The organism is Micromonospora sp. NPDC005237 (assembly GCF_040607775.1).
In the GTDB taxonomy this organism is placed as follows: Bacteria; Actinomycetota; Actinomycetes; order Mycobacteriales; family Micromonosporaceae; genus Micromonospora.
This window is the reverse complement of sequence record NZ_JBEXHJ010000007.1, coordinates 321,539-346,218: the sequence shown is the minus strand read 5'-3', so window position 1 is coordinate 346,218 and position 24,680 is coordinate 321,539. Positions and strand designations below refer to the sequence as shown.

At 73.3% G+C, this 24,680-nt stretch carries 23 protein-coding genes and 1 pseudogene; 16 read left to right on the top strand and 8 right to left on the bottom strand.

Annotated elements, in window-relative coordinates:
• Genes ABZT87_RS21180 through ABZT87_RS21170 form a run of 3 tightly spaced genes read left to right on the top strand, consistent with a single transcriptional unit; the run spans window position 1 to window position 1,955 of the window.
• The gene (locus ABZT87_RS21180) at window positions 1–735 is read left to right on the top strand and encodes a hypothetical protein (RefSeq protein WP_355137570.1); all 735 of its coding nucleotides are present in this window, start codon (window positions 1–3) and stop codon (window positions 733–735) included.
• 16 nt (window positions 736–751) lie between these two features.
• Window positions 752–1,333 carry an SLATT domain-containing protein gene (locus ABZT87_RS21175; protein ID WP_354856113.1) on the top strand — a complete coding sequence of 194 codons (582 nt, stop codon included), beginning with the start codon at window positions 752–754 and terminating at the stop codon, window positions 1,331–1,333.
• 13 nt (window positions 1,334–1,346) lie between these two features.
• Window positions 1,347–1,955 (top strand): dTMP kinase, encoded by a 609-nt coding sequence (locus tag ABZT87_RS21170; RefSeq protein WP_355137568.1) that lies wholly within the window; start codon window positions 1,347–1,349, stop codon window positions 1,953–1,955.
• A gap of 5 nt (window positions 1,956–1,960) precedes the next feature.
• On the opposite strand, the gene ABZT87_RS21165 is transcribed toward ABZT87_RS21170, so the two are convergent.
• On the bottom strand, window positions 1,961–2,224 hold the full coding sequence (locus tag ABZT87_RS21165) for a hypothetical protein (RefSeq protein WP_355069191.1): 264 nt from the start codon (window positions 2,222–2,224) through the stop codon (window positions 1,961–1,963).
• On the opposite strand from ABZT87_RS21165, the gene ABZT87_RS21160 reads away from it, so the two are divergent.
• Entirely contained in the window at window positions 2,106–3,257 is a 1,152-nt protein-coding gene (locus ABZT87_RS21160; RefSeq protein WP_355137770.1) for a DUF4147 domain-containing protein, read from the top strand. The two genes, ABZT87_RS21165 and ABZT87_RS21160, sit on opposite strands and share 119 nt — an antisense overlap.
• Window positions 3,258–3,358: 101 nt before the next feature.
• Entirely contained in the window at window positions 3,359–6,133 is a 2,775-nt protein-coding gene (locus ABZT87_RS21155; protein WP_355137566.1) for an Hsp70 family protein, read from the top strand.
• A gap of 18 nt (window positions 6,134–6,151) precedes the next feature.
• Here ABZT87_RS21155 and ABZT87_RS21150 read toward each other — a convergent pair whose 3' ends face one another.
• Window positions 6,152–6,583 carry a Rieske (2Fe-2S) protein gene (locus ABZT87_RS21150; protein ID WP_355137564.1) on the bottom strand — a complete coding sequence of 144 codons (432 nt, stop codon included), beginning with the start codon at window positions 6,581–6,583 and terminating at the stop codon, window positions 6,152–6,154.
• A 190-nt stretch (window positions 6,584–6,773) separates the two neighbouring features.
• Here ABZT87_RS21150 and ABZT87_RS21145 point away from each other — a divergent pair, with 190 nt between their 5' ends.
• Window positions 6,774–7,346, top strand: a complete 573-nt coding sequence (locus ABZT87_RS21145) for a nucleosidase (protein WP_354856108.1) — start codon at window positions 6,774–6,776, stop codon at window positions 7,344–7,346.
• Window positions 7,347–7,368: 22 nt separating this feature from the next.
• On the opposite strand, the gene ABZT87_RS21140 is transcribed toward ABZT87_RS21145, so the two are convergent.
• Window positions 7,369–8,544 (bottom strand): low temperature requirement protein A, encoded by a 1,176-nt coding sequence (locus ABZT87_RS21140; RefSeq protein WP_355137563.1) that lies wholly within the window; start codon window positions 8,542–8,544, stop codon window positions 7,369–7,371.
• Window positions 8,545–8,597: 53 nt separating this feature from the next.
• On the opposite strand from ABZT87_RS21140, the pseudogene ABZT87_RS21135 reads away from it, so the two are divergent.
• From ABZT87_RS21135 to ABZT87_RS21120, 4 genes and pseudogenes are all read left to right on the top strand, one after another.
• Window positions 8,598–9,140 (top strand): annotated as a pseudogene (locus ABZT87_RS21135) (S1 family peptidase); the annotation flags it as partial.
• Window positions 9,141–9,235: 95 nt separating this feature from the next.
• Window positions 9,236–10,252: a sugar kinase gene (locus tag ABZT87_RS21130; protein ID WP_355137561.1), complete on the top strand. Its 1,017-nt coding sequence runs from the start codon at window positions 9,236–9,238 to the stop codon at window positions 10,250–10,252.
• Window positions 10,253–10,255: 3 nt separating this feature from the next.
• The gene (locus ABZT87_RS21125) at window positions 10,256–10,993 is read left to right on the top strand and encodes an IclR family transcriptional regulator (protein ID WP_355137558.1); all 738 of its coding nucleotides are present in this window, start codon (window positions 10,256–10,258) and stop codon (window positions 10,991–10,993) included.
• On the top strand, window positions 10,990–11,598 hold the full coding sequence (locus tag ABZT87_RS21120) for a bifunctional 4-hydroxy-2-oxoglutarate aldolase/2-dehydro-3-deoxy-phosphogluconate aldolase (RefSeq protein ID WP_355137556.1): 609 nt from the start codon (window positions 10,990–10,992) through the stop codon (window positions 11,596–11,598). Before ABZT87_RS21125 ends, ABZT87_RS21120 begins: the two co-directional genes overlap by 4 nt.
• 52 nt (window positions 11,599–11,650) lie before the next feature.
• Here ABZT87_RS21120 and ABZT87_RS21115 read toward each other — a convergent pair whose 3' ends face one another.
• From ABZT87_RS21115 to ABZT87_RS21095, 5 genes are read right to left on the bottom strand one after another with little or no spacing between them, the layout of a single operon-like run.
• A complete protein-coding gene (locus ABZT87_RS21115; RefSeq protein ID WP_355137554.1) occupies window positions 11,651–12,208 on the bottom strand; it encodes a GNAT family N-acetyltransferase in 558 nt (185 codons plus the stop codon).
• Window positions 12,198–14,252: a penicillin acylase family protein gene (locus ABZT87_RS21110; protein ID WP_355137552.1), complete on the bottom strand. Its 2,055-nt coding sequence runs from the start codon at window positions 14,250–14,252 to the stop codon at window positions 12,198–12,200. The genes ABZT87_RS21115 and ABZT87_RS21110 overlap by 11 nt, the downstream gene beginning before the upstream one ends.
• Window positions 14,249–15,052 carry an ABC transporter ATP-binding protein gene (locus tag ABZT87_RS21105; protein ID WP_355137550.1) on the bottom strand — a complete coding sequence of 268 codons (804 nt, stop codon included), beginning with the start codon at window positions 15,050–15,052 and terminating at the stop codon, window positions 14,249–14,251. The genes ABZT87_RS21110 and ABZT87_RS21105 overlap by 4 nt, the downstream gene beginning before the upstream one ends.
• A 23-nt stretch (window positions 15,053–15,075) precedes the next feature.
• A complete protein-coding gene (locus ABZT87_RS21100; RefSeq protein WP_355137548.1) occupies window positions 15,076–16,104 on the bottom strand; it encodes an iron chelate uptake ABC transporter family permease subunit in 1,029 nt (342 codons plus the stop codon).
• A 49-nt stretch (window positions 16,105–16,153) separates the two neighbouring features.
• Window positions 16,154–17,188: an iron chelate uptake ABC transporter family permease subunit gene (locus ABZT87_RS21095; RefSeq protein WP_354856119.1), complete on the bottom strand. Its 1,035-nt coding sequence runs from the start codon at window positions 17,186–17,188 to the stop codon at window positions 16,154–16,156.
• 145 nt (window positions 17,189–17,333) lie between these two features.
• Here ABZT87_RS21095 and ABZT87_RS21090 point away from each other — a divergent pair, with 145 nt between their 5' ends.
• The 6 genes from ABZT87_RS21090 to ABZT87_RS21065 all read left to right on the top strand — a co-directional run bounded on the left by ABZT87_RS21090 (window position 17,334) and on the right by ABZT87_RS21065 (window position 24,666).
• Window positions 17,334–18,368, top strand: a complete 1,035-nt coding sequence (locus ABZT87_RS21090; RefSeq protein ID WP_355137546.1) for an ABC transporter substrate-binding protein — start codon at window positions 17,334–17,336, stop codon at window positions 18,366–18,368.
• A gap of 4 nt (window positions 18,369–18,372) precedes the next feature.
• The gene (locus ABZT87_RS21085; RefSeq protein ID WP_355065059.1) at window positions 18,373–19,230 is read left to right on the top strand and encodes a siderophore-interacting protein; all 858 of its coding nucleotides are present in this window, start codon (window positions 18,373–18,375) and stop codon (window positions 19,228–19,230) included.
• Between the two features lie 135 nt (window positions 19,231–19,365).
• Entirely contained in the window at window positions 19,366–20,904 is a 1,539-nt protein-coding gene (locus ABZT87_RS21080) for an aspartate aminotransferase family protein (RefSeq protein WP_355137768.1), read from the top strand.
• A gap of 26 nt (window positions 20,905–20,930) precedes the next feature.
• A complete protein-coding gene (locus tag ABZT87_RS21075; protein ID WP_355137544.1) occupies window positions 20,931–22,208 on the top strand; it encodes a SidA/IucD/PvdA family monooxygenase in 1,278 nt (425 codons plus the stop codon).
• On the top strand, window positions 22,205–22,825 hold the full coding sequence (locus ABZT87_RS21070; RefSeq protein ID WP_355137542.1) for a GNAT family N-acetyltransferase: 621 nt from the start codon (window positions 22,205–22,207) through the stop codon (window positions 22,823–22,825). The genes ABZT87_RS21075 and ABZT87_RS21070 overlap by 4 nt, the downstream gene beginning before the upstream one ends.
• Window positions 22,826–22,926: 101 nt before the next feature.
• On the top strand, window positions 22,927–24,666 hold the full coding sequence (locus ABZT87_RS21065; RefSeq protein ID WP_355065315.1) for an IucA/IucC family siderophore biosynthesis protein: 1,740 nt from the start codon (window positions 22,927–22,929) through the stop codon (window positions 24,664–24,666).
• Window positions 24,667–24,680: the final 14 nt, after the last annotated feature.

Below are 24,680 nucleotides of genomic sequence, written 5' to 3'. Positions count from 1 at the left end.
TTGGATCATTCGGTCGTCCGCTCGCGACTTGAGGGCCTGGTCGATGACGCGACGTACCTTCCCGAGCGCGCTCTGGGCGTTCTGGCCACCATTCCGGCGATCGAGGAACAGCTCCGGGGAAGGAATTCCCGAAAGCGTGACTATTCGCTCCGGGACCACACGATCATGGTCTGTTCCCTGTTCGAAAAGTGGTTCAGTGCCGTCCCGCTGCCGCTTGGCCTGCGGCTGCGGGCGCTCCGACTCATGCTGTGCCTTCACGACATCGGTAAGCCCCGCGCTCTGGCCGAGGAGCAGAAGGGCCTGCAGCACGAATACACCCTGGCGGTCTGGTCGGATCTGCGGGACGCGCTGCCGATCAGTGATCGGGAGTGGGCCATCTGCCGAGGGCTCCTGTCCGACGACGCCCTCGGTCTGTACGTGCGGGAGAAGATCTCTCTGGACGAGTCCTGCGACCGGATCACGACCATGGCGTCCGTCGGTGGTCGTGCCGAGCCGGGGCCCTTCGTCGACCTGTTGACCATCTATTACCAGGTCGATGCCGGCGCCTACACGCGCGCGGCGTTCCTGCTCGATCCCGGCGAGTTCATCGAGAAGCCGAAACTTGAGGCGGTGTTCCTCAAGGACGCTGCGGGAGACCTCTGCTTCTCGCCCCAGAAGAACAGGTTCGTCTTCGCAGCGCCCGTCGAAGAACGACACCGGCGGTTGCGTGACCGCCTGAGCGCGGGCACTTCTTGACATCCGGAGGTCGGGAATGGACGACTCGACCAAGAAGCTCATCGCCGACTGGCATCGACGCAGCAGGCAGAGTCAGCGTGTGCAGTACGACACCGGTAACCACTACTCCCGCCTGAACAGCCTGATCGGCGGCACGACGATCGCGCTCTCCGCCGTCGTGAGCACGGGAATCTTCGCAACCCTCGCGGCCGACCCGGCACTCTGGATACGGATCGCGACCGGTGTCCTGAGTCTGTGTTCCGTGGTCCTGTCCAGTCTCCAGACGTTCCTCCGCTTCGAGCAGCGGGCCGATCGCTACCGCGCGGATTCGGCCAGGTACGGCGCCATCCGCCGGGAGTTGGAACAGATCATGGCGATCCCACCCGGACGTGACTCTGATCTGCGGGACGCGCTCGGTGCCATCAAGAAACAAATGGATGACCTGGCCCAGGGTTCGCTGACCATACCTGCCCGTGTGAAGCGTCGGGCAGTCCGGGATCTGTCTGCCAAACCGCGGCAGAACGTCCTGTTCACGCCGTTCGACGAGCGCCGTGCGGCGGAGTCCGATGCGCTCGCGCTCGACACCGGGCCCAAGGAGGTCGGTGCGGGATCGAACTAGGAGGGTGCAGTCGGTGCTTGTCGCGATCGAGGGAATGACCAATGCCGGGAAGTCCACGACCTGCGGGGCCGTCGCCGCGCTCCTGCGTTCCGACGGAGTGCCCTGCGTCGAACTGAAGGATCTCGTGGTCAGAGATCCGATCTCGACGCGGCTGAAGTCGATCACCAACCCGGCCAAGCTCGCGGACGAGCTGGACGCCAACACCGAACTCATGCTGTATGCCGGTCACCTCAGCAGGAAGGCCCACCTCCTGAGCAGGGTCTCCGCCGACGCTCCGGACGCCATCGTCATCGCGGACCGTTGGTCGCTGTCCGTCTCCGCCTTCTTCGTTCACGTGCGGGGCCTGCCGCCGGAGGTCGTGGCAGGGGTCACCGCCTTTGCCAGCAGGGGAATCGAACCGGACGTGACGGTCTTCCTCGATGTCTCGTTGTCGACCACGCTCGAGCGGAGCGCACTCAGCCCGTTCAGCCGCAAGGACATCGGGCTGGAGTCCTACTGGACGGCGCTGCGGGCCGGATATCTCGACGGGCTGAAGGAGAGTCCGGGCAGAACAGAGGTCTTTTCCAGTGACCGCGAGGATCCCCGCACGCTCGCCCGCCGCATCGTGCGAGTCGTGCTCTAGGGACCTCAGACGATGACGCGGGGGCCTGTTGTGCGTTCGTTGCCAGAAGTCCAGACGTGCGTGTCGGTCGCGGCCGCCTGCCTGCCCGGTCTGCACGCGACGAAGCTGACCGCGACGGCGATAGATCGTGAACCGTTCCTCCATCCCGGGGTGCGCTCGGTCCGGTCCGTCACCGTCGGAAAGGCCGCGCACGAGATGGCGTCGGCCATCGTCGCGGCCAGCGGCACCCGATTTCGAGGCGGAATCTGCGTGTCGAAGTCCGTGGGCACGCCGATCCCCGGCGTGACCCAACTGGTGGGAGACCATCCCTTCCCGCGCAGCAACAGCCTCACCGCCGGCATCCAACTCCGCTCGTTCCTGACGTCAGGCGCCTACGACCAGCGCGACGTGATCGTGTTCGGCATCTCGGGAGGAGCGTCGGCGCTGGCGGTCCTGCCGCTGCCACCGGTCACTCTCGAAGACCTCACCGAGGTCACCCGGATCCTCGTGCTCTCCGGGGTGGACGTGACCACCGTCAACATGGTCAGGCGGTCGGTGTCCGCCATTCACAACGGCGGGCTCCTGTCGTACTCACTGGGTGCCCGCTGCTGCTCGTACATACTGTGCGACAACGTTCAGGTGGGGCCGGCCGGCGTCGGCTCGGGCATGACGTACCCGTCCGTCACGGATGCCGACGCGGTCGTCGAGATCATGCAGAAGGCCGAGATCCCGAGCAGGTTGACGGCGAACTTCGTCGCCGCGATGGAGTTGCGCAGAAGCAGGTTCGCCGGTCACGCGGAATGCCGGAACACCATGGTCGGCGATCCGGGGCTCGCGGTGCGGCTCTGCGCCGAGGAGGCGGCGCGTCGCGGGTTTCGAACCGACATCATCGGTAGCGCCCTGCAGGGCAGTACGCAGGATGTGGCGGCGCTCTTCGCCCGCCGTCTGGATCTGGCGACCCGCGACGGCGGGCCACCACCCCGGGTCGTGCTGGGCGGCGGCGAAGCCACCGTCAACGTCCGTGGAGGCGGGCGGGGCGGCAGATGTCAGGAACTGGCCTGGCGGGTGGCACGGCACATCTCGGGCTCCCGCTCGACCTGCTTCGTCGCTCTGGCGACGGACGGCCAGGACTTCGTCGCCGAGGCGATGGGCGCGTGGGTCACCGGCGGGAGCTTCGGCCTGCTGAGCGACCTCGGCTACTCGTGGGAACGGGTCCTGGCCGACAACAACACCTACGAGCCGCTGGCGAGGATGGGGCAGATCATCGAGGCGGCGCTGACCGGCACCAACGTCTGTGACATCTACGCCCTGTTCCGCTGGTAGGCGCACTGCCCACCGAACCCGCACCGACTGATCGGTCCGGCGGCGCGGGCTGCGTACGATGCGGGGCTGGGTTTCCCTCGTCGCGGCGGAGGTATCGGCAGATGGCAGGCCAGCACGAGGGTTACGCCCTCGGTGTCGACCTCGGCACGTCCAACACGGTCGCCGTGCTGCGGTGGCCGGACGGGCGGACCCGTCCGCTGCTGATGGACGGTCAGCCGGTCAGCCCGTCCGCCGTGTACGCCGACCCGGACGGCACCCTGCACGTCGGGATGGACGCCCGGCGGTTGGCGCAGGCCGATCCGGCCCGGTTCGAGGCGAACCCGAAGCGCCGGGTGGACGAGCCGACCGTGCAGCTCGGTGACCGCGCGTACCCTCCGGCGGAGCTGCTCGCCGCGGTGCTGACGGCGGTCGGTCGGGCCGCGGTGGACGCCGTCGGCTTCCTGCCTCCGGCCGTGCTCACCTGCCCCGCGGCCTGGGACGACACGCGCCGGCAGGTGCTCGCCGACGCGCTGCTGCGGGCGGGCTGGCCGCAGGCGGCCGAGCACACCCTCGCCGGGCCGACGCCGCCGGGCACCCGGCTGCTGCGCGAGCCGGTGGCCGCCGCCCGCTACTACACGCAGGTGCTGCACCGGCCGGTGCCGGTCGGGGGCGCGATCGCGGTGTTCGACTTCGGCGGCGGAACGCTCGACGTCGCGGTGCTGCGCAACGAGGGCGCCGACCCGTGGGGTGACTCCGGCTTCCGGGTGGTCGCCGACGGTGGCCTGCCCGACCTGGGTGGTCTCGATCTGGACGCGGCGCTGGTGCAGCGGGTGGGCGAGCTGCTCGGCGAGCGGCACGCCCGGCGGTGGGCCCGGCTGGTCCGGCCGTCGGATCCGGCGCAGCGCCGCGACCAGGTCCGGCTGTGGGACGAGGTGCGCGGTGCGAAGGAGACGCTGTCGCGCTCGGCCGAGGCCCCGGTCGCGGTGCCGGGGGTGGCCGAGGCGGTGCGGTTGACGCGGGAGGACGTCGAGCGGGTGGCCGCGCCGCTGCTGCGCCGGGCGGTGCAGCGGGCCCGGGAGGTCATCGCCGCGGCCGGGCTCCGCCCCGACCAGCTCGCCGGGCTGTTCCTGGTGGGCGGCTCCTCGCGGATTCCGCTGGTCGCCCGGATGCTGCACGCCGAGCTGGGAGTGGCGCCGACGGTGCTGGACCAGCCGGAGCTGCCGGTGGCCGAGGGCGCGCTGACGGACCTTCCGCTGCGCCGAGCGCTGCCGGCGTACGCGGGACGGCAGGCCGCCCCGACCGCGCTGCCCGTACCGCCTCCGGCGGGCCCGCCGGAGCCGGCTCTCGCGGGACCGTCCGCGCCGGCTGCGGCGTCGACCGCGCCGACCGTACCGTCGCAACCCGGGCCGGCGGCGGCCCGACCGGGCGGCCCGGGATGGCCGCCAGCGCTCGCGCCGACCGTGCCGGAGCCGGCGGGCGTCGCGGGCACGCTGGTCGGCGCGGCGGGTGCCACGCCGACGCCCACCCCGCCCGGCGGTACGACGTGGCGGCGGGCCCGTTGGGTGGTGCTCGGCGCGGTGCTCGCCCTGGCCGGGGTGGCCACCGCGGCGACGCTCTACCTGCTGCGGGACCGCTACCCAGACCTGGAGTTCGGATCGCTGGGCGAGCTGTCGAGGCTGCCGGCCGGCGCCGAACGGCCCAGCGGCATGTGGACCGCGGTGCTCGGCGACCGGGCCTACCTCGGGTACCCGCTGCCGGACGACCGGCTGGAGGTGGTCGCCGTCGACACCGGCACCGGCGACGAGCTGTGGCGACGGCAGACCGGCGTCACCGCCGACGACTGGGCCGGCCTGGTCGCCGTACCGGGGGCGGTCGCGGTCCTCGCCGACGCGCCGGGCGAGAGCACACCGCGTGAACTGGCCGTCCTGGACGGCCGCTCCGGCGCCCAGCGCTGGCACCGGGCGGTCCGCGGCGACGACGACGTCTACTTCTCCGACGACACCGCCGTGCTGGTGGACCGGGCCGCCGGGCGGCTGGTCGGCCTGCGGCTGGGCGACGGCACCGACAAGTGGAGCAAGCCCAACCCGCGTGACCAGTACGGCGGCGCGCGTACCGTCGTCCGGCCGGTGGGCACCGACGAGGCGGCGGGTGGGCCGGCGTACCTCGATGGCGGCGCCCGCGACCCGTGGACGGGCAAGGGGCGACGACTCGTGCAGATCGGGGCGGACCGCTCGGCGCGGCTGCTCGACATGTCCTCCGGCTCGGTTCTGCGCGAGTGGGGCAACGTCGCCGACCTCGACGACCTGGTGGTGGCGCACGAGGACCGCCTCTACGTGGCCCCCACCGACGGCGGGTACCAGGTGCTGGCGTACGACCTGGGTTCCGACGCGGCGCCGGTGGTCCTCTACCGGGCCGAGAACGCGGAGTACCGGCCGAAGGCGCTGGTGGCCTGCGGCGAGCGGCGGGCCTGCCTGGTGCAGGTGCGCAACAGCGACGCCGAGCGCGCCGAGGTGGTGGCGGCGACCGAGGGGAAGTCGGCGATCTCCTGGTCGGCGCCGGGCGCGACCGGTCTGGTGCCGGTCGGCGAGCAGGTGCTCACCCAACGGGAGTACCCGAAGGCGACGGTCACCCTCTTCGACGCCACCGGCAAGGCGGTGCTGGCCGATCGCCCCGGCGTGGCGGCCCGACTGGACGCCGGCAACCTGCTCGTCTTCGCCGAGCCGACCAGCACGGTGGCGGACAACCGCAGCGTGGCCGGCGTGTGGGCCGAGTCGGGCGCCGTCGACGAGTTGGGCCAGCTCGTCGACGTCCGCAGCGCGTCCTGCTCGTGGAACACGCGGGTGATCGCGTGCGGCGCGGACAAGGATTTCGTGGTGTACCGGTTCACCGACGACTGACCGCCGGCCGGGCAGCGGTCAGGCGCGGACGATGTCGGTGCCGTCGACCCGCACGGGGATCTCGGTGAGCCCCCGGCTGGCGGGCCCGCCCAGGCGGGCGCCGTCGCCGATCGCGAACGTGGAGTTGTGCGCCGGGCAGGTGATCACTCCGTCGCGCGGTGCGCCGACCCGTACGCCCTGGTGGGGGCAGGTCGCGTCGTACGCGGTGAAGGTGCCGGCCTCGGCCTGGACGACCAGGACCCCGTCGACCACCGTGCCGCCGCCGACCGGCACGTCGCCGGTGCGAGCCAGCACGGTGCCGGGGGTGGCGGCCGCCTGGTCGGCGGAGCTGTCGCCGCCACCGCAGGCGCTCAGCAGCCCCGCCCCGCCGAGGGCGCCGGCTCCGGTCAGCAGCGTCCGCCTGCTCAGGCACCACCGCTTGTCGCGGAGGAACTCCTGTCCGTCGTACACCCTCGTCACCTCTTTCGTCGACGGCCCGGACCCCCCGGCGGCGTCGCCGGTGATCGGCGGCGGTGTGCTCGGGTGGGCCCGATGGTCGCGGGACCAGCCTGCCGCACGTGCCTGGACGTGCGGTGAGACGAACCTGGATGGTGACTGGGTGCACAGCGGGCCGGTCGACGACGGCCCTTAGGATGCTGCGGTGATTCTTCGGGGCACGGTCCGCGCCGATCGTCCGCTGGTGGTGCTCGCCGTCGGGGAGGAGGCCCGCTACCTGCCGCCCGACCTGCCGGTGCTGCTCACCGGCATGGGCAAGGTCAACGCCGCCAGCGCGGTCGCGGCGGTGCTGGCCGCCGGGCCGCGCCCCAGCCTGCTGCTCAACCTCGGCACGGCCGGGGCGCTGCGCCCCGGGTGGGCGGGCATCCACGAGGTCGCCACCGTGCTCCAACACGACCTGGACACGGCCCTGCTGCGCACGCTCACCGGCGAGACCTACGGGGCGCCGCTGGCCTTGGCCGCCGAGGGGGCGGTGCTGGCCACCGGCGACACGTTCGTGGCCGACGACGACGCGCGGGACCGGTTGGCCCAGCGCGCCGACCTGGTCGACATGGAGGGGTACGCGGTGGCGTGGGCCGCCGCCCAGGCCGGTGTGCCCTGCCGGTTGATCAAGCAGGTCAGCGACGAGGCGGGCGACGGCGCTGCCCGGACGTGGCGGGAGTCGGTGGACGCCTGCGCCCGGGACCTCGCCGACTGGGCCGGTCGGCACCTCGCCTGACCGTCGACTGTCATCCGGCGGGTCATCGTGGTTGGAGCCCTCGGGTGGTTTCCTGGCTGCCGTGGGTGGGGACCAAAACGTGCCCGGCCAGCGTGAGGGCCACGACCGCGGTGACCAGCACCGGTGGCCAGCCCCCGGCCCTGGGCAGCAGCAGCAGGGGTGGCAGTTGCGTCGCCACTCGCCGCCACGGCACGCGGGAGGACAGCAGGTAGGTGAACAGCGCCCGGCCGAGCACGAACACCAGCGGCCCGCCGATGATCAGCATCAGCCACCGCACCGGGGTCGTTCCGGTCGGTCGCTCCACGACCAGGTCGAAGGAGGCCGCCGTGACGGCCACGCCGACCAGCAGCACCAGATGGCTGTACGGGGCGATCCGGGTGGACCTGCCGGGCACCGACGCGGCCGCGGTCTCGAGCAACTCGCCGGCTCGGTAGACGTAGATCTGCCAGAGCAGCAGCATGATGGCGAACGCGCAGAGCAGGGCGGTGACTCGGAGGCGGTCGAATTCGCTGCGACTGACCTCCAGGGTGGGCACCAGGATGATGTCGCCGAGAGCCAGGATGACGAACTGCTGGTACCGCTCGCCCAGGTGCGCCGTGGTCCGGTCGTACTGGTCGAGCGGCACCCGCCCGAGCCCGGGTGTGGGGTACCGCGCCGCCGCGGAGGGCAGGTCGATCACGATCGCGATGATCCAGATCCACCACCGCGCGGTGTCGGCCAGCGCGCCGATGATCCAGAGGACGCCGGAGACCAGGAACCAGAACAGGAACCGGGTGGCTCGCGCCATGGCCGCGTGGTGCTGCTGCCGGTACAACGTGCTGACCAGGACGATGCCACGCACCACGTGGGTGCCGACGTAGGCGAGCGCGAAGGCCGTGGCCTGCCCTCTGGTGACCATCGGCAGTGACGCCGCCATCCCCACCGAACCGACCATGGCGATCATCAGGATGGCCTGGATGGGGCGCTGCTGCGGGTCGTAGAACTCGGTCGTGGTGGTGGTGACCGACCAGGTCCACCAGATCGCCGTCAGCATCAGCAACACGGCCGCGCTGCGGGCCCAGGATTCCTGGTCGGCGAGGAGCTTCGAGGTCTGCGCGAGCGCGGCCACGAAGACCACGTCGAAGAGCAGCTCCAGCAGGGTGGCCCGGGTCGACCCGTCCAGCCGGCGTACCAGCGCCCCGGTGCCTCCGGTGGTCATGCCCGGCCTCCCGCCGTTTCTCCCGAGGATTATCGGCGGCGTCGGCGCGGGCCGGCGGTACGCGCTGCTCGCTCGGCGCGAACGCGCGCAGCGGCAGCACCTACTACGTGATCACGGCCGGCCACTGCACCGCCGCCGCCGCCACCTGGTACGCCGACAGCGCGCAGACCACCGCCCTCGGCACCCGCACCGCCACCAGCTATCCCGGCGACGACTACGGGCTGATCCGCTACACCGGCCGGATCGCCCACCCGAGCGCCGTCTATACCTACCCCGGGCTGCTCACCATCAACGGCCCCGGCAACGCGTACGTCGGGCAGGCGGTCTGCCGCAGCGGCGTCACGACCGGCGTCCGCTGCGGCACCGTCACCGGTCTCAACCAGACCGTCAACTACGCCACCGGCGTGATCTACGGCCTGATTCGCACCAACATCTGCGCCGAGCCGGGAGACAGCGGCGGACCGCTGTACGTGGCGTCCACCGGCACCATCATCGGCATCCTCTCCGGAGGCAGCGGCAACTGCACCTCCGGCGGCACGACCTACTACCAGCCGATCGCCGAGGTGCTGGCCGCGTACGGACTGACCCTGCCCTGACATTCGTTGCGCTGAGCGCAACAGATTGCTCGTCTGGCACAACGCGCCTAGGCTCGGCGACGCCCCGGACCCCCTCCCCGAGGACGTGTGCCGCCATGTCGAGCAAGCCCCGACCCGACCACGCGGCCGCCCCGGCCGGCTCCCCGCCGGCCGAGGTGGTCACGGTGGGGGAGACCATGGTCGTGCTGTGCCCAGCGCCGGGCGAGCCGCTGGAGCACGCCGAGCGGGTGGCCGTCTCGGTCGGCGGCGCGGAGTCCAACGTGGCCGGTTACCTGGCCCGCCTCGACCACCGGGCGACCTGGGTGAGCCGGGTCGGCGACGACCCCTTCGGCCGGGCAGTCGTCCGGCACGTCGCCGACGCCGGCGTCCGCGTCGACCTGGTGGGTGTGGACCCGGCCGCCCCGACCGGCCTCTACCTCAAGGATCCGGGCCCGACGGCCACCGCCGTGCACTACTACCGGGCGGGCTCGGCCGCGTCCCGGATGGACCCCGGCGCGTTGGCCGACCCGCGGCTGGCCGGCGCGCGGGTGCTGCACCTGTCCGGGATCACCCCGGCGCTCTCCGCCTCCTGCCGGGCGCTGGTCGAGCACGCGGTGACCGACCGGCCGCTGCCGGGCGCGCTGGTCAGCTTCGACGTCAACCACCGGGCGCGGCTCTGGCCCGCCGAGCGGGCCGCGCCGGTGCTGCGTGACCTCGCCGACCGCAGCGACCTGGTCTTCGTCGGCCAGGACGAGGCGTACGCCCTCTGGGGCACCGCCGACGCGGCGGCGGTACGCCGGCTGCTGCCCGGCCCGCGGACAGTGGTCGTCAAGGACGGCGCGGTGTGCGCCACCGCCCTGTGCCGCGACGCCGCACCGGTCGTCGTCCCGGCGCCCCGCGTGTCGGTGGTGGAGCCGGTCGGCGCCGGTGACGCGTTCGCCGCCGGCTACCTGGCCGGGCTGCTGCGCGACCTCGACCCGACGCGGCGCCTGCGCCTCGGCCACCTCGTCGCCGCGCAGGCGCTGGGCAGCCCCGGCGACAACGCGCCGCTGCCACCGTGGTCCTGGTTTCAGCGGCTGCTCGACGCGCCCTGGTCACCACCCGACCTGACCGTCGTACGAGCGGAGGGCTGAGGGGTGTCCGAGGGCGTCGACCGGGCGATGCGCGTGCTGGAACTGCTGGCACGCGAGCCCGCGCAGCTCGGTGGTGTGGCCGCCGACCTGGGCGTGCACAAGTCCACCGCGCTGCGACTGTTGCAGACCCTCGAGTCGGGTGGCTTCGCCCGCCGCACCGACGGCGGCTGGACGGTGGGCCTGCGACTGATCGACCTCGCCCAGCAGGCACTGGACTCCCTGGACGTGCGCGCGGTGGCCCGTCCACACCTGGCGGCGCTCGGCCGCGACTGCGGGCACACCATCCACCTGGCACAGTTGGTCGACGACGACCTCGTCTACGTGGACAAGATCGAGGCCCGTGGTCAGGTGCGGATGTACTCCCGGATCGGCCGCACCGCGCCGCTGCACGCCAGCGGGGTCGGCAAGGTGGTCCTCGCGTACCGCCCGCAGCTGACCCGGCTGGTCGAGGGCGCCGCGCTGCGGGCGTACACCCCGGCCACCATCTGCGACCCGGCCGCGCTGCGTGCGGAGCTGGCGGCCGTCGCCGAGCGGGGCTGGGCGGCCGACGACGGCGAGTTCGAGCCGCTGATCACCTGTGTGGCCGCGCCGGTGCGCCACGCCGACGGGTCGGTCAGCGCGGCGGTGTCGGTGACCGCTCCGACGGTGGTGGCCACCCTCGCCGACCTGCGCCTCCTGCTACCCCGTCTGCTGGCCACCACCCAGCAGATCTCCCGTGACCTCGGATGGAGTGGACCATGACCACAGCGGACTTCGAGCACATCTTCGGCGGCGCCCGGGTGATGGCGATCCTGCGCGGCCTGCCGGTCGTCGAGACCGTCCGGCTCGCCGAGCGCGCCTGGGACCTCGGCATCGTCGTGGTGGAGGTGCCGGTGGCCACCCCCGACGCGGTGCCCGCCCTGCGCGCCGCAGTCGAGGCGGGCGCGGCGCGGGACCGGATCGTCGGCGCCGGCACCGTGCTCGATGTCGATCAGGTCGCGGCGGCGGCCGACGCGGGCGCCGCCTTCACCGTCGCGCCCGGTCTGGACCTCGCGATCGCCGACGCCGCCGCCGCGCGCGGCCTGCCGCACCTGCCCGGCGTGGCCACTCCCACCGAGGCGCAGCAGGCGCTGCGGCACGGCCTGACCTGGCTCAAGGCGTTCCCCGCGATCTCCCTCGGGCCAGCCTGGTTCCGGGCCATGGCCGGCCCCCTGCCGCAGCTGCGCTTCGTCGCCACGGGCGGCCTGGACGCGGGCAACGCCGCCGCGTTCCTCGACGCGGGCGTACGGGTGGCAGCCGTCGGCTCAGCCCTCTCCGACCCCACCCAGCTGGACCAACTGGCCAAGCTGACAACCCACCCACGCTGACGCGCCCCCGGGGAGGGGTTCCGGCGGCCGGCGCGTCGCGGGCTCGACCGGCTCAGCCGGTGCCCTCCGGCCGGTCGAGGAAGTGCAGCCGCGCCTGCTTCTCCGGCAGCTCGATCAACGGACCGGTTCGGAACCCGCTGCGCCGCAGCCGCCGCAGCATCCGGTCGTTGCGGGCGTCCGGCTCCATCACGACCCGCAGCCGCCCCGGGTCGGCGAAGACGAACTCCAGGATCGCGCCGAACAGGGCGCCGGTGAATCCCCGCTCGGCGCTCACCGGGGGCCCGATGAGCAGGTGGACGCCGATGTCGCCGGGGCGCACCTCGTAGCACCCGCCGACCGGATCGGCCCCCGGCTCGTACGTCTGCACCAGCGCGGCCGGCACCCCGTCGCGGTGTGCCAGGTACGCGTGGTGCGTGGTCAGCGAATCCAGGTACGCGTAGATCTCGTGCACCCGCTCGCGGCTGGCCTCGCGCATCCCCCAGAACCGGGCCCGCTCGGTCGTGACCCAGCCGTGCAGCAGGTCGGCGTCCTCGTCCGGGCGCACCGGGCGGATGGTGACCACCCCGAACCCGGTGACGTCGCGCCGGTAGTGCTGACCGTCAGTGCTCATCGGGCTCCTCGGTGAGGTGGTGCCAGTCCGTGGTCACCGGCAGCAGCTCGCCGGCCAGCCACGCGGGCTGCTGGTCGTCGTGGTGCGGGTCGCCGGGCACGCCGCTGGCGCCCAGCGGGACCACCCACCGGCTGTCCTGACGGCGGGCCAGGTCCCAGACGAACCGCGCGGCCGGCCCCCGGAAGCACCCGTGAGTGACCCCGGGCACGCTGGAGGTGGCCAGCACACAGTCGTGGTCGCCGTCGAGCCGGGGACCGGGCGCGGCGTCCGGGTCGGGCAGCGCCCGCCAGGCCGCCAACCGGTGCAGGTCACCCCAGCGCACCGGGCCGTCCGCCGCACCGGCGACCTCCTCCGCCGCCGCGCGTACCGCCGCCGCCGTGTCGACGCCGGGCAGCGACCTGCCGCCGAGCAGGTGCTCCAGCGCGTAGCCGACCCGCGGCGTCAGCGCCAACCAGGGCGCGAACACCTCGGGGTACGCGGGCGGCTCGGCCAGCGCGGCCAGGGCCGGGTGGGCGGCGATCCGGCGGACGACAGCGGCCCGCAGGATGGCGAAGTCCGCCGCGTCGGTGCTGTCGGCGCTCATCCGGCGGTCCCAGCGCAGCAGCCGGTCGCGCAGCGCGGCGGCGGCGGGGCCGAGCCCGGTCAGCCCGTCGAGCACCGCCAGCAGCGGCCCGGCCGAGCCGAGGCGCGTGTCGGTGTGCACGGCGGCCATCTGCGGGGCCGTCCAGTCCCGGCCGGCGTCGAGCAGTTCGGTGATCCGCCGCGCCCGGTGCGGTGGGGCGAACTCGACGCCGAGCGGCGCCGCGAGCCCCCGCTCGTTGGCCATCACCGCCCGGCCGGTCACCTCGGCGCGGGGCATCGGCGCGTGCCAGCCGCGCCAGGCGTACGCGGCGTCTGAGGCCGGGACCACCCGGCGGCCGTTGTCCGGATGCCGCAGCGGCACCACCCCGGCGACCCGGTGCAGCAGCCCGCCGGCGGTGTCCGCCGCCTGCACCACGTTGACCGGCTCCACCCAGTGCCGCAGAGCCTCGTCCACATCGGACACGCCACGGGCGCGCAGCAGCTCCGGTAGCGCCGCGAAGCCCAGCTCGCCGTGGACCCGGGGCGGGTAGCGCAGGCTCACCGCCGTCTCGTCGTCCGGCCCGCCGGCGATCACCGGCCCCCGCTCGGTCTCCACCACCTCCACCCGGACCGGGTCCGCGCCGGCCACCTCGATCGTCTCGACGTGGACGTGCGCCTCGCGCCAGCCGTCCGGGCCGAGCGCCCGCACCCCGGTGCCGTGCCGGCGCAGCCGCTCGGCGTAGACGTCCTGGTAGTCGGCCATCGCGTTGGTGATCGCCCACGCCACCGTCCCGGTGTGGCCGAAGTGCGCGATGCCCGGCACACCGGGCACGGCCAGGCCCACCACGTCGTACTCCGGGCAGGCCAGCCGGATCTGCTGGTAGACGCCCGGGTCTTCCAGAAATCGGTGCGGGTCGCCGGCGAGCAGCGCGGCGCCGGTGGCGGTGCGGGAACCGGCGAGCAGCCACCCGTTGCTGCCGGCGACGGCCGGCCCGTCGGTGGCGAACACCTCGACCGCCGCCGGGCCGAGGCACTGTGCGACGTGCTCGCGCCAGAGCTTGCCGGGGAACCCCGCGAACAGGATGTGGTGCCCCAGCCACACCGCGAGCGGCGTCCACGGCTCCCACCGGCCCGGCGTCAGCCCGACGGCGGCGAACTCCGGTGACCGGGCCGCCCCGGCGGCGAGGCCGGCGTTCACCCCGTCCACGTACGCGCCCACCCACTCGGCGGTCGCCTCGTCCAGGTTGGCGTGGCAACGACGGGCGGTGTCGTCCAGCCGTACCTGGCGGGCGAAGCGGTCCCAGGCGAGCGCGTCGACGCCGAGGAACGCCGCGCTGGTGCCCGCCGACCGGTGCCGTTCCACCTCGATCTGCCACGCCCGGTCGTACGCGGTCACCCGACCCTGCGCCGCCGCGAGGGCCAGCGGGTCGTCGGCGCGTACGTGCGGCACGCCCCACGGGTCGCGGAAGCGCCGCGCGCTCATGCCGGCTCGGTCGCGCGCCAGCGGGCGGCGGGGACGACCAGCGGGGTGCCCGTCTCCGGGTCGTCGATGACCCGGCAGGGCAGCCCGAACACGTCGGCGACCAGATCGGCGGTGACCACCTCGCGGGGGTCGCCGGCGGCCACCACCTTCCCGTCGCGCATCGCGATGAGATGGGTGGCGTACCGGGCGGCGTGGTTGAGGTCGTGCAGCACCGCGACCAGCGTGCGGCCCTGCTCCTCGTGCAGGCGGGCGCACAGGTCCAGGATCTCGATCTGGTGGGCGATGTCGAGGTACGTGGTCGGCTCGTCGAGCAGCAGCAGCGGCGTCTGCTGGGCCAGCGCCATGGCGATCCAGACGCGCTGACGCTGGCCGCCGGACAGCTCGTCCACCGGCCGGTCGGCGAGGTCGGCGACCCCGGTGGCGGCCATCGACTCGTCGACGATCCGCTCGTCCTCGCGGGACCACTGCCGCAGCAGACCCTGGTGGGGGTAGCGACCCCGGGCGACCAGTTCGGCGACGCCGATCCCGTCCGGCGCGATCGACGACTGCGGCAGCAGGCCGAGGGTGCGGGCCACCGTGCGGGCGGGCAGGTCGTGGATGTCCCGACCGTCCAGCAGCACCGCGCCGGCGCTCGGGCGCAGCATCCGCGACAGCGCGCGCAGCAGGGTCGATTTGCCGCACGCGTTCGGCCCGATGATCACCGTGAACGACCGGTCGGGCACCGCCACGGTCAGGTCCTCGGAGATGGTGCGCCGGTCGTAGGCGAGGGTCAGCGCGGTGCCGCCGAGGCGGGACGTCATGAGGGCTCCTTCGGAGGGGGTGTTCACAGCCGGCCCGCCCGGCGTTCGACGGCCAACAGCCAGACCAGGTAGCCGCCGCCGAGCACTCCGGTCACCACGCCGACCGGAAGCTGGTGCCCGGTGAACGCGCGCTGGGCCAGCAGGTCGGCGCCGACCAGCAGGGCCGAGCCGAGGGCCATCGACGGCAGCAGGTTGGGGCCGGGCGCCCGGGTCAGCCGCTTGGCCACGTGCGGCGCGACGAGCGCCACGAACGACACCGGGCCGGCGGCGGCCGCTGCGAACGAGACCAGCAGCACGGCCGCGGCGAGCAGCACCAGGCGCAGCCGGCGGACCGGCACGCCGAGCGCGTTGGCTGTGTCGTCGCCCAGCTCCATCATCCGCAGCGCCGGGGCGCAGACGACGAGCAGCAGCGGCGCCAGCACGGCGGTGACGGCGAGCAGCGGCCCGGCGTTGGCCCAGCCCCGCCCGTCCAGGCTGCCGGTGAGCCAGAGCACCGCACGGGCGGCGTCCATCAGCGGCGCCCGGGTCAGCAGGTAGCCGTTGACGCCGGTGAGGATCGCGGCGACGCCGATGCCGACCAGGACGAGCCGGTAGCCGTGCACGCCCCGCCGCCAGGCGAGCGCGTAGATCAGCAGGCCGGTGGCGAGCCCGCCGACGACCGCGGCGCCGGCCAGGGCCAGGCTGCCGCCGCCCAGGACGACCACCACCAGCGCGCCGGTCGACGCGCCCTGGGTGAAGCCGAGGATGTCCGGGCTGCCCAGCGGGTTGCGGACCAGCGACTGGAACACCGTGCCGCCCAGCGCCAGCGCGGCGCCGACCAGCAGGGCGGTGACCAGTCGGGGCAGTCGCAGCTCGGTCACGATGAACTGCTCCGCCGCGCTGCCGCCGCCGGTCAGGGTGCGCAGCACGTCGGCCGGGCCCATCGGGTAGTCGCCGCTGCCCATCGCGACCAGACCGAGACCGGCGGCGAGCACCGCCGCGCCGACGCCGACGGCCAGGGCGCGGGGGCGGAACCGCACCGACAACCCACCGGGGGTACGCAGAACCGTCACGTCACCGCTCCGCTTCGCTTCGCGCTGGCGCAGCTGCTGGTTCGTCCGCTCACGGGTGCGCCACCCGTCCCCGGGTGACCAGCCAGAGGAAGAGCGGGCCGCCCAGCACGGCGGTGACCATGCCGACCTGGAGTTCACCGGGCCGGCCGAGCACCCGGCCCAGCACGTCGGCGCCGAGCAGCAGCACCGGCGCGAGCACCGCGCAGTACGGCAGCAGCCAGCGCAGGTCGGGCCCGGTCAGCGCGCGTACCAGGTGGGGTACCAGCAGGCCGACGAAGACGATCGGACCGCAGGCTGCGGTCGCCGCGCCGCAGAGCAGGGTGACCGCGACGATCACGGCGGCGCGGATCAGGGCCGGTCGGGCGCCCAGGGCCCGGGCCGCGTCGTCGCCGAGCGCGAGAGCGTTCAGCGGACGGGCGGCGCCGAGCGCGACCAGCAGGCCCACCAGGATGAACGGCGCCACCCGGGTCACTGTCGCGGAGTCCGCGCTGGCCAGCGAGCCGACCGTCCAGAACCGCAGCCGGTCCAGCGAGGCGGTGTCCAGCAGCATGACCGCGCTCACGAACGAGTACAGGGTGGCGTTGAGCGCCGCGCCGGCCAGCGCGAGGCGGGCCGGGGTGGCGCCGCGTCCGCCGCCCACGGCGTAGACCAGCGCGGTGACCAGCGCGGCGCCGAGCAGCGCGAACCAGACGTACCCGCCGATGGCGGTGACGCCCAGGAAGGCGGCGGCGGTGGCCACGGCGGCGGACGCGCCCGCGTTGATGCCGAGCAGCCCGGGGTCGGCGAGGGGGTTGCGGGTGAGGGCCTGCATCACGGCGCCGGCCACTCCGAGCGCCGTGCCGGCGAGCAGCCCGAGCAGGGTGCGGGGCAGGCGCATCCGGTGCACCACCGCGTACTCAGCGGCGTCGCGGTGCAGCAGCCCGGACCAGACGTCGGCGAGCGGCAACGACTTCGCGCCGACCGCGATGCTGAGCACCAGGATCACGCCGAGCAGCGTCACCGCGCCGAGCAGGCCGACGGCGCGGGCCGCCCGGTGTCGCTGCGGGGGAGGGGCCGTCGACCCGGCCGGCACGGAGGGTGCCAGCGTGGTGACGGTGGGTGTGGCGTCCAGTGTGGGCTCCGGGGGTGTGGCGACACGGCGAACCGCTGTTGACAACGACCGAGGTTAGGCTAACCTAACTCCGCTGTCCCGGTCGACCCCGACCTTCCCCTGATCGAAAGACGACACCATGCCCGATGCACTGTCCGCCCGTCGCCTCTCTCGTCGTGGCCTGCTGGCCGCTGGCGGCGCCGCCACGCTGGCCGCGCTGCTCGCCGGATGCGGCAAGGACGATGCCGCCAAGCCCGCTGGCAGCGGAAGTGCCGGTGGCCCCTGGTCGTTCACCGACGACCGCAACAAGAAGATCGAGGCGGCGGCCCGCCCGGCGCGCGTGGTGGCCTTCACCGGAGTGGCGGCAGCACTGGTCGATTTCGGTCTCGACAAGCAGATCGTCGGGGTGTTCGGGGAGACCAAGCGCGCCGACGGCACGGCCGACCCGCAGGCGGGCGACCTGAACGTCGAGGGCGTCGAGATCCTCGGCAACGTGTGGGGCGAGTTCAGCCTGGAGAAGTACGCGGCCCTGCGCCCCGAACTGCTCGTCACCCACATGTACGACCCGGACGCCCTCTGGTACGTGCCGGACGAGAGCAAGGACAAGATCCTGCCGCTCGCGCCCAGCGTGGCGATCACCACCGCCCGGGTGCCGATGACCAAGCCCATCGAGCGGTACGCCGCGCTGGCCCAGTCGCTCGGCGCGGACCTCTCGGCCAAGAAGGTCACCGACGCGAAGACCCGCTTCGACGCCGCCGCCGACGCCGTCCGACAGGCCGTCAAGGCCAACCCGGGCATCAAGGTGATGGCCTGCTCCGGCAGCCCCGACCTGTTCTACGTCTCCAACCCCAAGGTCAGCACCGACCTCATGTACTTCGCCGAGCTGGGCGTCGACATCGTGGTGCCCACCAAGCTCGAGGCCGGCGACTACTTCGAGGCGCTCAGCTGGGAGAACGCCGGCAAGTTCCCCGCCGACCTGATCCTGCTGGACAACCGCAGCACCGCCCTGCAACCCAAGGACCTCACCGCCAAGCCGACCTGGCAGCAGCTGCCCGCCGTGCGGGCCAACCAGGTGACCCCGTGGGACGCGGTGCCCCGCTTCTCGTACGCCGGCGCCGCGCCGCTGCTGGAGAACCTCGCCACCGCCATCCGGAACGCGAAGAAGGTCAGCTGACGCCGTGAGCACCAGCACCCGCGAACCCGTCGCCCTGCAGTACCGCTTCTTCGCCGCGCACGTCCTGCGGGCCCGGCGGGTCGGCGCCTCGCTGATCCGGGTCACCTTCGGCGGCGCGGAGCTGACCGACTTCGCCGGCGGCGGCCGGGACCAGAGCGTCTCGCTGTTCCTGCCGCACCCCGGGCAGGACGCCCCGGTCGTCCCGGTCGAGCGGGGCGAGGACTGGTTCGGCGCCTGGCGGGCCCTTGCGCCGGACGTCCGCGCGGTCATGCGCTCGTACACCATCCGGGAACACCGCCCGGCGGCCGGCGAGGTGGACATCGACTTCGTCGGCCACGGGGGCACCGGTCCCGCCTCGCGGTGGGCCAGCCTGGCGGGGCTCGGCGACCGGGTGCTGCTGCTCGGCCCGGCGGTGTACGACAACCGCAGCGTCTGCTTTCGCCCGCCGGACGACACCGACCTCGTGGTGCTGGTCGCCGACGAGACCGCGCTGCCGGCCACCGCCGGAATCCTGGCCTGGCTGCCCGCCGGCACCCGGGTCCGCGCCTGGATCGAGGTCCCGGACGCCGCGGACATCACCGAGCTGCCCACCGAGGCCGCCGCGGAGATCCGCTGGATCGTGCGCGGCAGCACCACACCCGGCAGTGACCTGCTGGTCAGCGCGCTCCGCGCCGCCCGGCTGCCCGCCGGTAACCCGTACGCCTGGATCGCCGGCGAGTCCGGCGTGGTGCGGGCGCTGCGCCGGCACCTGGTCGGCGAGCGCGGCTTCGACCGTCGACGGGTGACCTTCGCCGGCTACTGGCGGCGTGGGCTCTCCGAGGAGGACCTGCGCGCCGCGGCGCTGGCCGGCGCCACCGCCTGAGTAGCGACCCACCACACCCGCAGCACGGCCCCCGGCGCGCGGACGCGCCGGGGGAGGGTTCCGGCTGCCCATCGTCGAGAACGTGGAGGACATCCCGTGACCGTGCCGACGTACCCCGTCGAGACCGACCCGCCCGTGCCGACCAGCGCGCAGGCCGCTCCACCACCGGTGTCGACAAGCGCGTTGCCCGCGGCGCGGGCGCAGCTGCTGCACGGCGGCTCGGTCGAGCAGTACCGGCGGGCGATCGCCGACGGTGTCGACCGGGTCGCCCGCCGGGTCGCCACGGTGGACCGGCCCGCCACCGGCGTCGCTCCGGCCGAGCTGGCCCCCCTCGTGAACACCGTCGACCTGGACCGGCCCCTGGGCGACGCCGGCGCGGCCCTGGACGAGCTGGAGGACGTCTACCTGCGCGACGCCGTCTGGTTCCACCACCCCCGCTACCTGGCGCACCTCAACTGCCCGGTGGTCATCCCGGCGCTGCTCGGCGAGGCGGTGCTGAGCGCGGTGAACTCCTCTCTGGACACCTGGGACCAGAGCGCCGGCGCCACGCTCATCGAGCGTCGACTGATCGACTGGACCGCCGCCCGGCTCGGCCTCGGCCCGGACGCCGACGGCGTGTTCACCAGCGGGGGCAGCCAGTCCAACCTCCAGGCGCTGCTGCTGGCCCGGGAGGAGGCGTGTGCCGCGGCGACCACCCCGGCGGCCCGCATGGAGCTGCTGCCCCGGCTGCGCGTGCTCACGTCCGCCGCCGGGCACTTCAGCGTGCAGAAGTCCGCCAAGCTCCTCGGCCTCGCCCCGGACGCGGTGATCGCGGTGCCCACCGACGCGCAGCGGCGGATCCGGCCCGCCGCCGTCCGCGACGAGATCACCCGGTGCCGGCAGGCCGGACTGGTCGTGATGGCGGTCGTCGGCACCGCCGGCACCACGGACTTCGGCTCCATCGACCCGCTCGCGGAGCTGGCCGGGATCTCCGCGGCGGCGGGCGTCTGGCTGCACGTCGACGCCGCGTACGGCTGCGGGCTGCTCGTCTCGCCGACACGCCGGCACCTGCTCGACGGCATCGAGCGGGTCGACTCGGTGACCGTCGACTACCACAAGTCGTTCTTCCAGCCGGTCAGCTCCAGCGCCCTGCTGGTCCGCGACCGGCGGGCACTGCGGCACGCCACGTACCACGCCGACTACCTCAACCCGGCGCGGATGGTGCAGCAGCAGATCCCCAACCAGGTCGACAAGAGCCTGCAGACCACCCGCCGGTTCGACGCGCTGAAGCTCTGGCTGACCCTGCGGGTGATGGGCCCGGACGCGCTCGGCGCGCTCTTCGACGAGGTGGTCGACCGGGCGGCCGAGGCCTGGCAGCTCGTCAGTGAGGACCCGCGTTTCGAGGTGGTGACCCGCTCGCAGTTGAGCACCGTGGTCTTCCGCTACCTGCCCACCGGCCCGGGTCGCGAGCTGGCCGACGCCGCCAACCTGTACGCCCGGGAGGCGTTGGCCGCCTCCGGCCTCGCCGTGGTCGCCGGCACCCGGGTGGACGGTCGGCACTTCCTCAAGTTCACGCTGCTCAACCCCGCCACGACCGGCGACGACGTCGGCCACGTGCTCGAACTGATCGCCGGTCACGCCGGTCGGTACGTGCGCGACAACACCGCCGCCGACCTGACCTGCCCCGTCGGCTGACCCCGAATCCGCGCCTGGAGAAGAAGATGTCCACCCACGACTTCGTCGCCATCGGGCTCGGCCCGTACAACCTGGGTCTGGCCTGCCTCACCGCGCCGATCGACGAGCTGGACGGGGTGTTCCTGGAGGCCCGGCCGAGCCTCGCCTGGCACCCCGGCATGCTGCTGGAGTCGGCCCGGTTGCAGACCCCGTTCATCGCCGACCTGGTGAGCCTCGCCGACCCGACCTCGCCGTACTCGTTCCTCAACTACCTCAAGGAGATCGGCCGGCTCTACCCGTTCTACATCCGGGAGAGCTTCTACCCGCTGCGCAGCGAGTACGACGCGTACTGCCGGTGGGCGGCGGCGAAGCTGCCGAACCTGCGCTTCGGCCAGACGGTGACCACAGTGGAGTACGACAGCGCCGACGAGCGGTACGTGGTGCGGGCCACCACCGGCGGGTCCGAGAGCGTCACCTACCGGGCCCGGCACCTGGTGCTCGGCACCGGCACTCCGCCGCACCTGCCGGCCGCCGTCGCCGGGCTGAGCGGGGACGCCGTGCACAACTCGCGCTACCTGGAGCACCGGGACGCGCTGCGCACCAAGCGCAGCATCACGGTGGTGGGCAGCGGGCAGAGCGCCGCCGAGATCTACCACGATCTGCTCGGCGACCTAAACCGGTACGGCTACCAGCTGAACTGGGTCACCCGCTCGCCCCGGTTCTTTCCGCTCGAATACACCAAGCTGACGCTGGAGATGACCTCACCGGACTACGTGGACTACTTCCACGCGCTGCCCGAGGTGACCCGCTACCGGCTGGAGGCCGAGCAGAAGGGCCTGTTCAAGGGAATCAACGCCGACCTGATCAACGACATCTTCGACCTGCTCTACGCGCACAGCGTCGACGGGCCGGCGCGCACCCGACTGCTGACCAACACCGAGCTGGTCGACGCCGCGCACCGCGACGGGGAGTACACGCTCGGGTTGCGGCACGTGGAGCAGGAGCGGGACTTCACCCTGCGCACCGAGGGACTCGTGCTGGCCACCGGCTACCACTACCGGGTGCCGGAGTTCCTGGCCCCGGTGCGCGAACGGATCCGCTGGGACGCGCACGGCCGCTTCGACGTGGCCCGCAACTACAGCATCGACCACAGCGGGCGGGGCATCTTCCTGCAGAACGCGGGCACCCACACGCACAGCATCACCTCGCCGGATCTGGGCATGGGCGCGTACCGCAACTCCTGGATCATCCGTGAGCTGCTCGGCCGGGAGCACTACCCGATCGAGAAGAGCATCACCTTCCAGGAGTTCGGGGTGATCTCGTGAGCGCGGTCTTCACCCGCGTCGACGACCGGCTCGGCGCGCTCGCCCTGCGTACCCTCGATCCGGAGGCCGACGCCCCGCTGCTGCACGGCTGGGTGACCCACCCGAAGGCGGCGTTCTGGCTGATGCAGGACGCCGACGAGGCCCAGGTGATCGAGGAGTACCGGCGCATCGCCGCGCACCCGCACCACGACGCGTACCTCGGCCTGTGGCGGGGGAGTCCGGCATTCCTGGCCGAGCGTTACGATCCGGCCCACGTCGAACTGGTCGGCCTCTACGACCACCAGCCCGGTGACGTGGGCATGCACTTCCTGTGCGCGCCCGCCGGCGCTCCCGTGCACGGTTTCACCCGCGCGGTGATCCGTACCGTCATGGCCTGGCTCTTCGCCGACCCGGCGACCCGGCGGGTGGTGGTCGAGCCGGACGTGCGCAACACCGCCGTGCACGCGCTGAACGCCGCAGTCGGCTTCGAGGTCGTCGGCCCGATCGCCAAGCCGGAGAAGGACGCGCTGCTCAGCGTCTGCACCCGCGCCCAGTTCGAGGCCGCCGCCGAGCACGCCGGACACACCGCCGCCGCCGAGTCCCCTGCCGCCACCCGAACCGAAGGAGCCCCGGCGTGACCACCACCGCCGTCCCCACCCCGCCGACCGTCGCCGGCCAGGCCGCCCCCGGCGACCCGGTCGCGCACCTCACCCCGCAGCGCTGGGCGCGGGCCAACCGGATGCTGGTCCGCAAGGCGCTCGCCGAGTTCACCCACGAACGGCTGCTCACCCCGGCGCCCGTGCCCGGCCCCGACGACCGGCAGTGGTACGAGGTCCGCAGCGACGACGGCGCCGTCACGTACCGGTTCGTCGCCCGGGTGCTCGCCCTGGCCCACTGGCAGGTCGACGCCGACAGCATCACCCGGCACCGGGACGGCGTCGCGCTGCCGCCGGACGCCGTGGACCTGATCGTCGAGCTGCGCGGCACCCTCGGCCTGTCCGCGCGGGTGCTCCCGGTCTACCTGGAGGAGATCACCTCCACCCTCGCCGGTACCGCGTACAAGCTGGCCCAGTCCCTGCCGAGCGCCGCCGAGCTGGCCGGGGCGGACTTCCAGACCATCGAGACGTCGATGACCGAGGGCCACCCCTGCTTCGTGGCCAACAACGGCCGGCTCGGCTTCGGCGTCGACGAGTACCACCGGTACGCCCCCGAGGCCGCCACCCCCGTACGCCTGGAGTGGCTGGCCGCGCACCGGGACCACTCGATGTTCAGCAGCGCCACCGACCTGGACTACGACACGCTCATCTCCGGCGAGCTGGACGCCGAGACCCGGGCCCATTTCGCCGCCACGATGGCCGACCTCGGCCTGGACCTCGCCGACTACCACCTCATCCCGGCGCACCCGTGGCAGTGGTGGAACAAGCTGGCCGTCACGTTCGCGGGGGAGTTGGCCCAGCGTCGGCTGGTGCACCTGGGTCCCGGGCCGGACTCGTACCTCGCGCAGCAGTCCATCCGGACCTTCTTCAACGTCACCGAGCCGGGCCGGCACTACGTCAAGACCGCTCTGTCGGTGCTGAACATGGGCTTCATGCGGGGGCTGTCGGCCGCGTACATGGCCGCGACCCCGGCCATCAACGACTGGCTGGCCGACCTGATCGCCGGCGACGAGGTGTTGACCGGCACCGGGCTGACCGTCATCCGGGAGCGGGCCGCGGTCGGCTACCGGCACCGGCAGTACGAGGCGGCCACCGAGCGCACCTCCCCGTACCGCAAGATGCTGGCCGCGCTGTGGCGGGAGAGCCCGGTGCCCGGCCTGGCCCCGGGGCAGCGACTGTCCACGATGGCCGCGCTGCTGCACGTCGACGACGACGGCGGCTCACTGGCGGCGGCCCTGATCGACCGGTCCGGCCTGGCGCCCGAGGTGTGGCTGCGCCGCTACCTGGACGCCTACCTGACCCCGCTGCTGCACAGCTTCTACGCCCATGACCTGGCCTTCATGCCGCACGGCGAGAACGTCATCCTGGTCCTCGACGAGCACGACACCGTCCAGCGGGTGATCTTCAAGGACATCGCCGAGGAGATCGCGGTGCTGAGCGCCGACGTCGAGCTGCCGGCGGAGGTGCAGCGGATCCGGGTCGAGGTGCCCGACGACACCAAGCTGCTGACCATCTTCACCGACGTGGTCGACTGCTTCCTGCGCCACCTCAACGCGGTGCTCGTCGAGGCCGACGTGCTCACCGAGGACGCCTTCTGGGGCACGGTCGCGGCCTGCGCCGCCGACTACTTCGAGCGGGTGCCGCACCTGGCCGAGCGGGTCCGCCACTACGACCTGTTCGCCCCCGAGTTCGCATTGTCCTGCCTCAACCGCCTCCAGTTGCGCGACAACCAGCAGATGATCGACCTGGCCGACCCGTCGGCCGCCCTGCAGTTCGTCGGCACCCTCACGAATCCGCTGGCCGCCCACGCTCCGGCCCGCTGACGCCGTCCGCGTCC

What these genes read in the sequence shown, in the direction of transcription:
- ABZT87_RS21120 (WP_355137556.1), top strand. Translation starts at nt 10,990, where the DNA reads ATGACCACAGCGGACTTCGAGCACATCTTCGGCGGCGCCCGGGTGATG.
- ABZT87_RS21065 (WP_355065315.1), top strand. Translation starts at nt 22,927, where the DNA reads ATGCTGGTCCGCAAGGCGCTCGCCGAGTTCACCCACGAACGGCTGCTC.
- ABZT87_RS21140 (WP_355137563.1), bottom strand. Translation starts at nt 8,544, where the DNA reads ATGACCACCGGAGGCACCGGGGCGCTGGTACGCCGGCTGGACGGGTCG.
- ABZT87_RS21110 (WP_355137552.1), bottom strand. Translation starts at nt 14,252, where the DNA reads ATGAGCGCGCGGCGCTTCCGCGACCCGTGGGGCGTGCCGCACGTACGC.
- ABZT87_RS21090 (WP_355137546.1), top strand. Translation starts at nt 17,334, where the DNA reads ATGCCCGATGCACTGTCCGCCCGTCGCCTCTCTCGTCGTGGCCTGCTG.
- ABZT87_RS21130 (WP_355137561.1), top strand. Translation starts at nt 9,236, where the DNA reads ATGTCGAGCAAGCCCCGACCCGACCACGCGGCCGCCCCGGCCGGCTCC.
- ABZT87_RS21175 (WP_354856113.1), top strand. Translation starts at nt 752, where the DNA reads ATGGACGACTCGACCAAGAAGCTCATCGCCGACTGGCATCGACGCAGC.
- ABZT87_RS21155 (WP_355137566.1), top strand. Translation starts at nt 3,359, where the DNA reads ATGGCAGGCCAGCACGAGGGTTACGCCCTCGGTGTCGACCTCGGCACG.
- ABZT87_RS21075 (WP_355137544.1), top strand. Translation starts at nt 20,931, where the DNA reads ATGTCCACCCACGACTTCGTCGCCATCGGGCTCGGCCCGTACAACCTG.
- ABZT87_RS21115 (WP_355137554.1), bottom strand. Translation starts at nt 12,208, where the DNA reads ATGAGCACTGACGGTCAGCACTACCGGCGCGACGTCACCGGGTTCGGG.
- ABZT87_RS21105 (WP_355137550.1), bottom strand. Translation starts at nt 15,052, where the DNA reads ATGACGTCCCGCCTCGGCGGCACCGCGCTGACCCTCGCCTACGACCGG.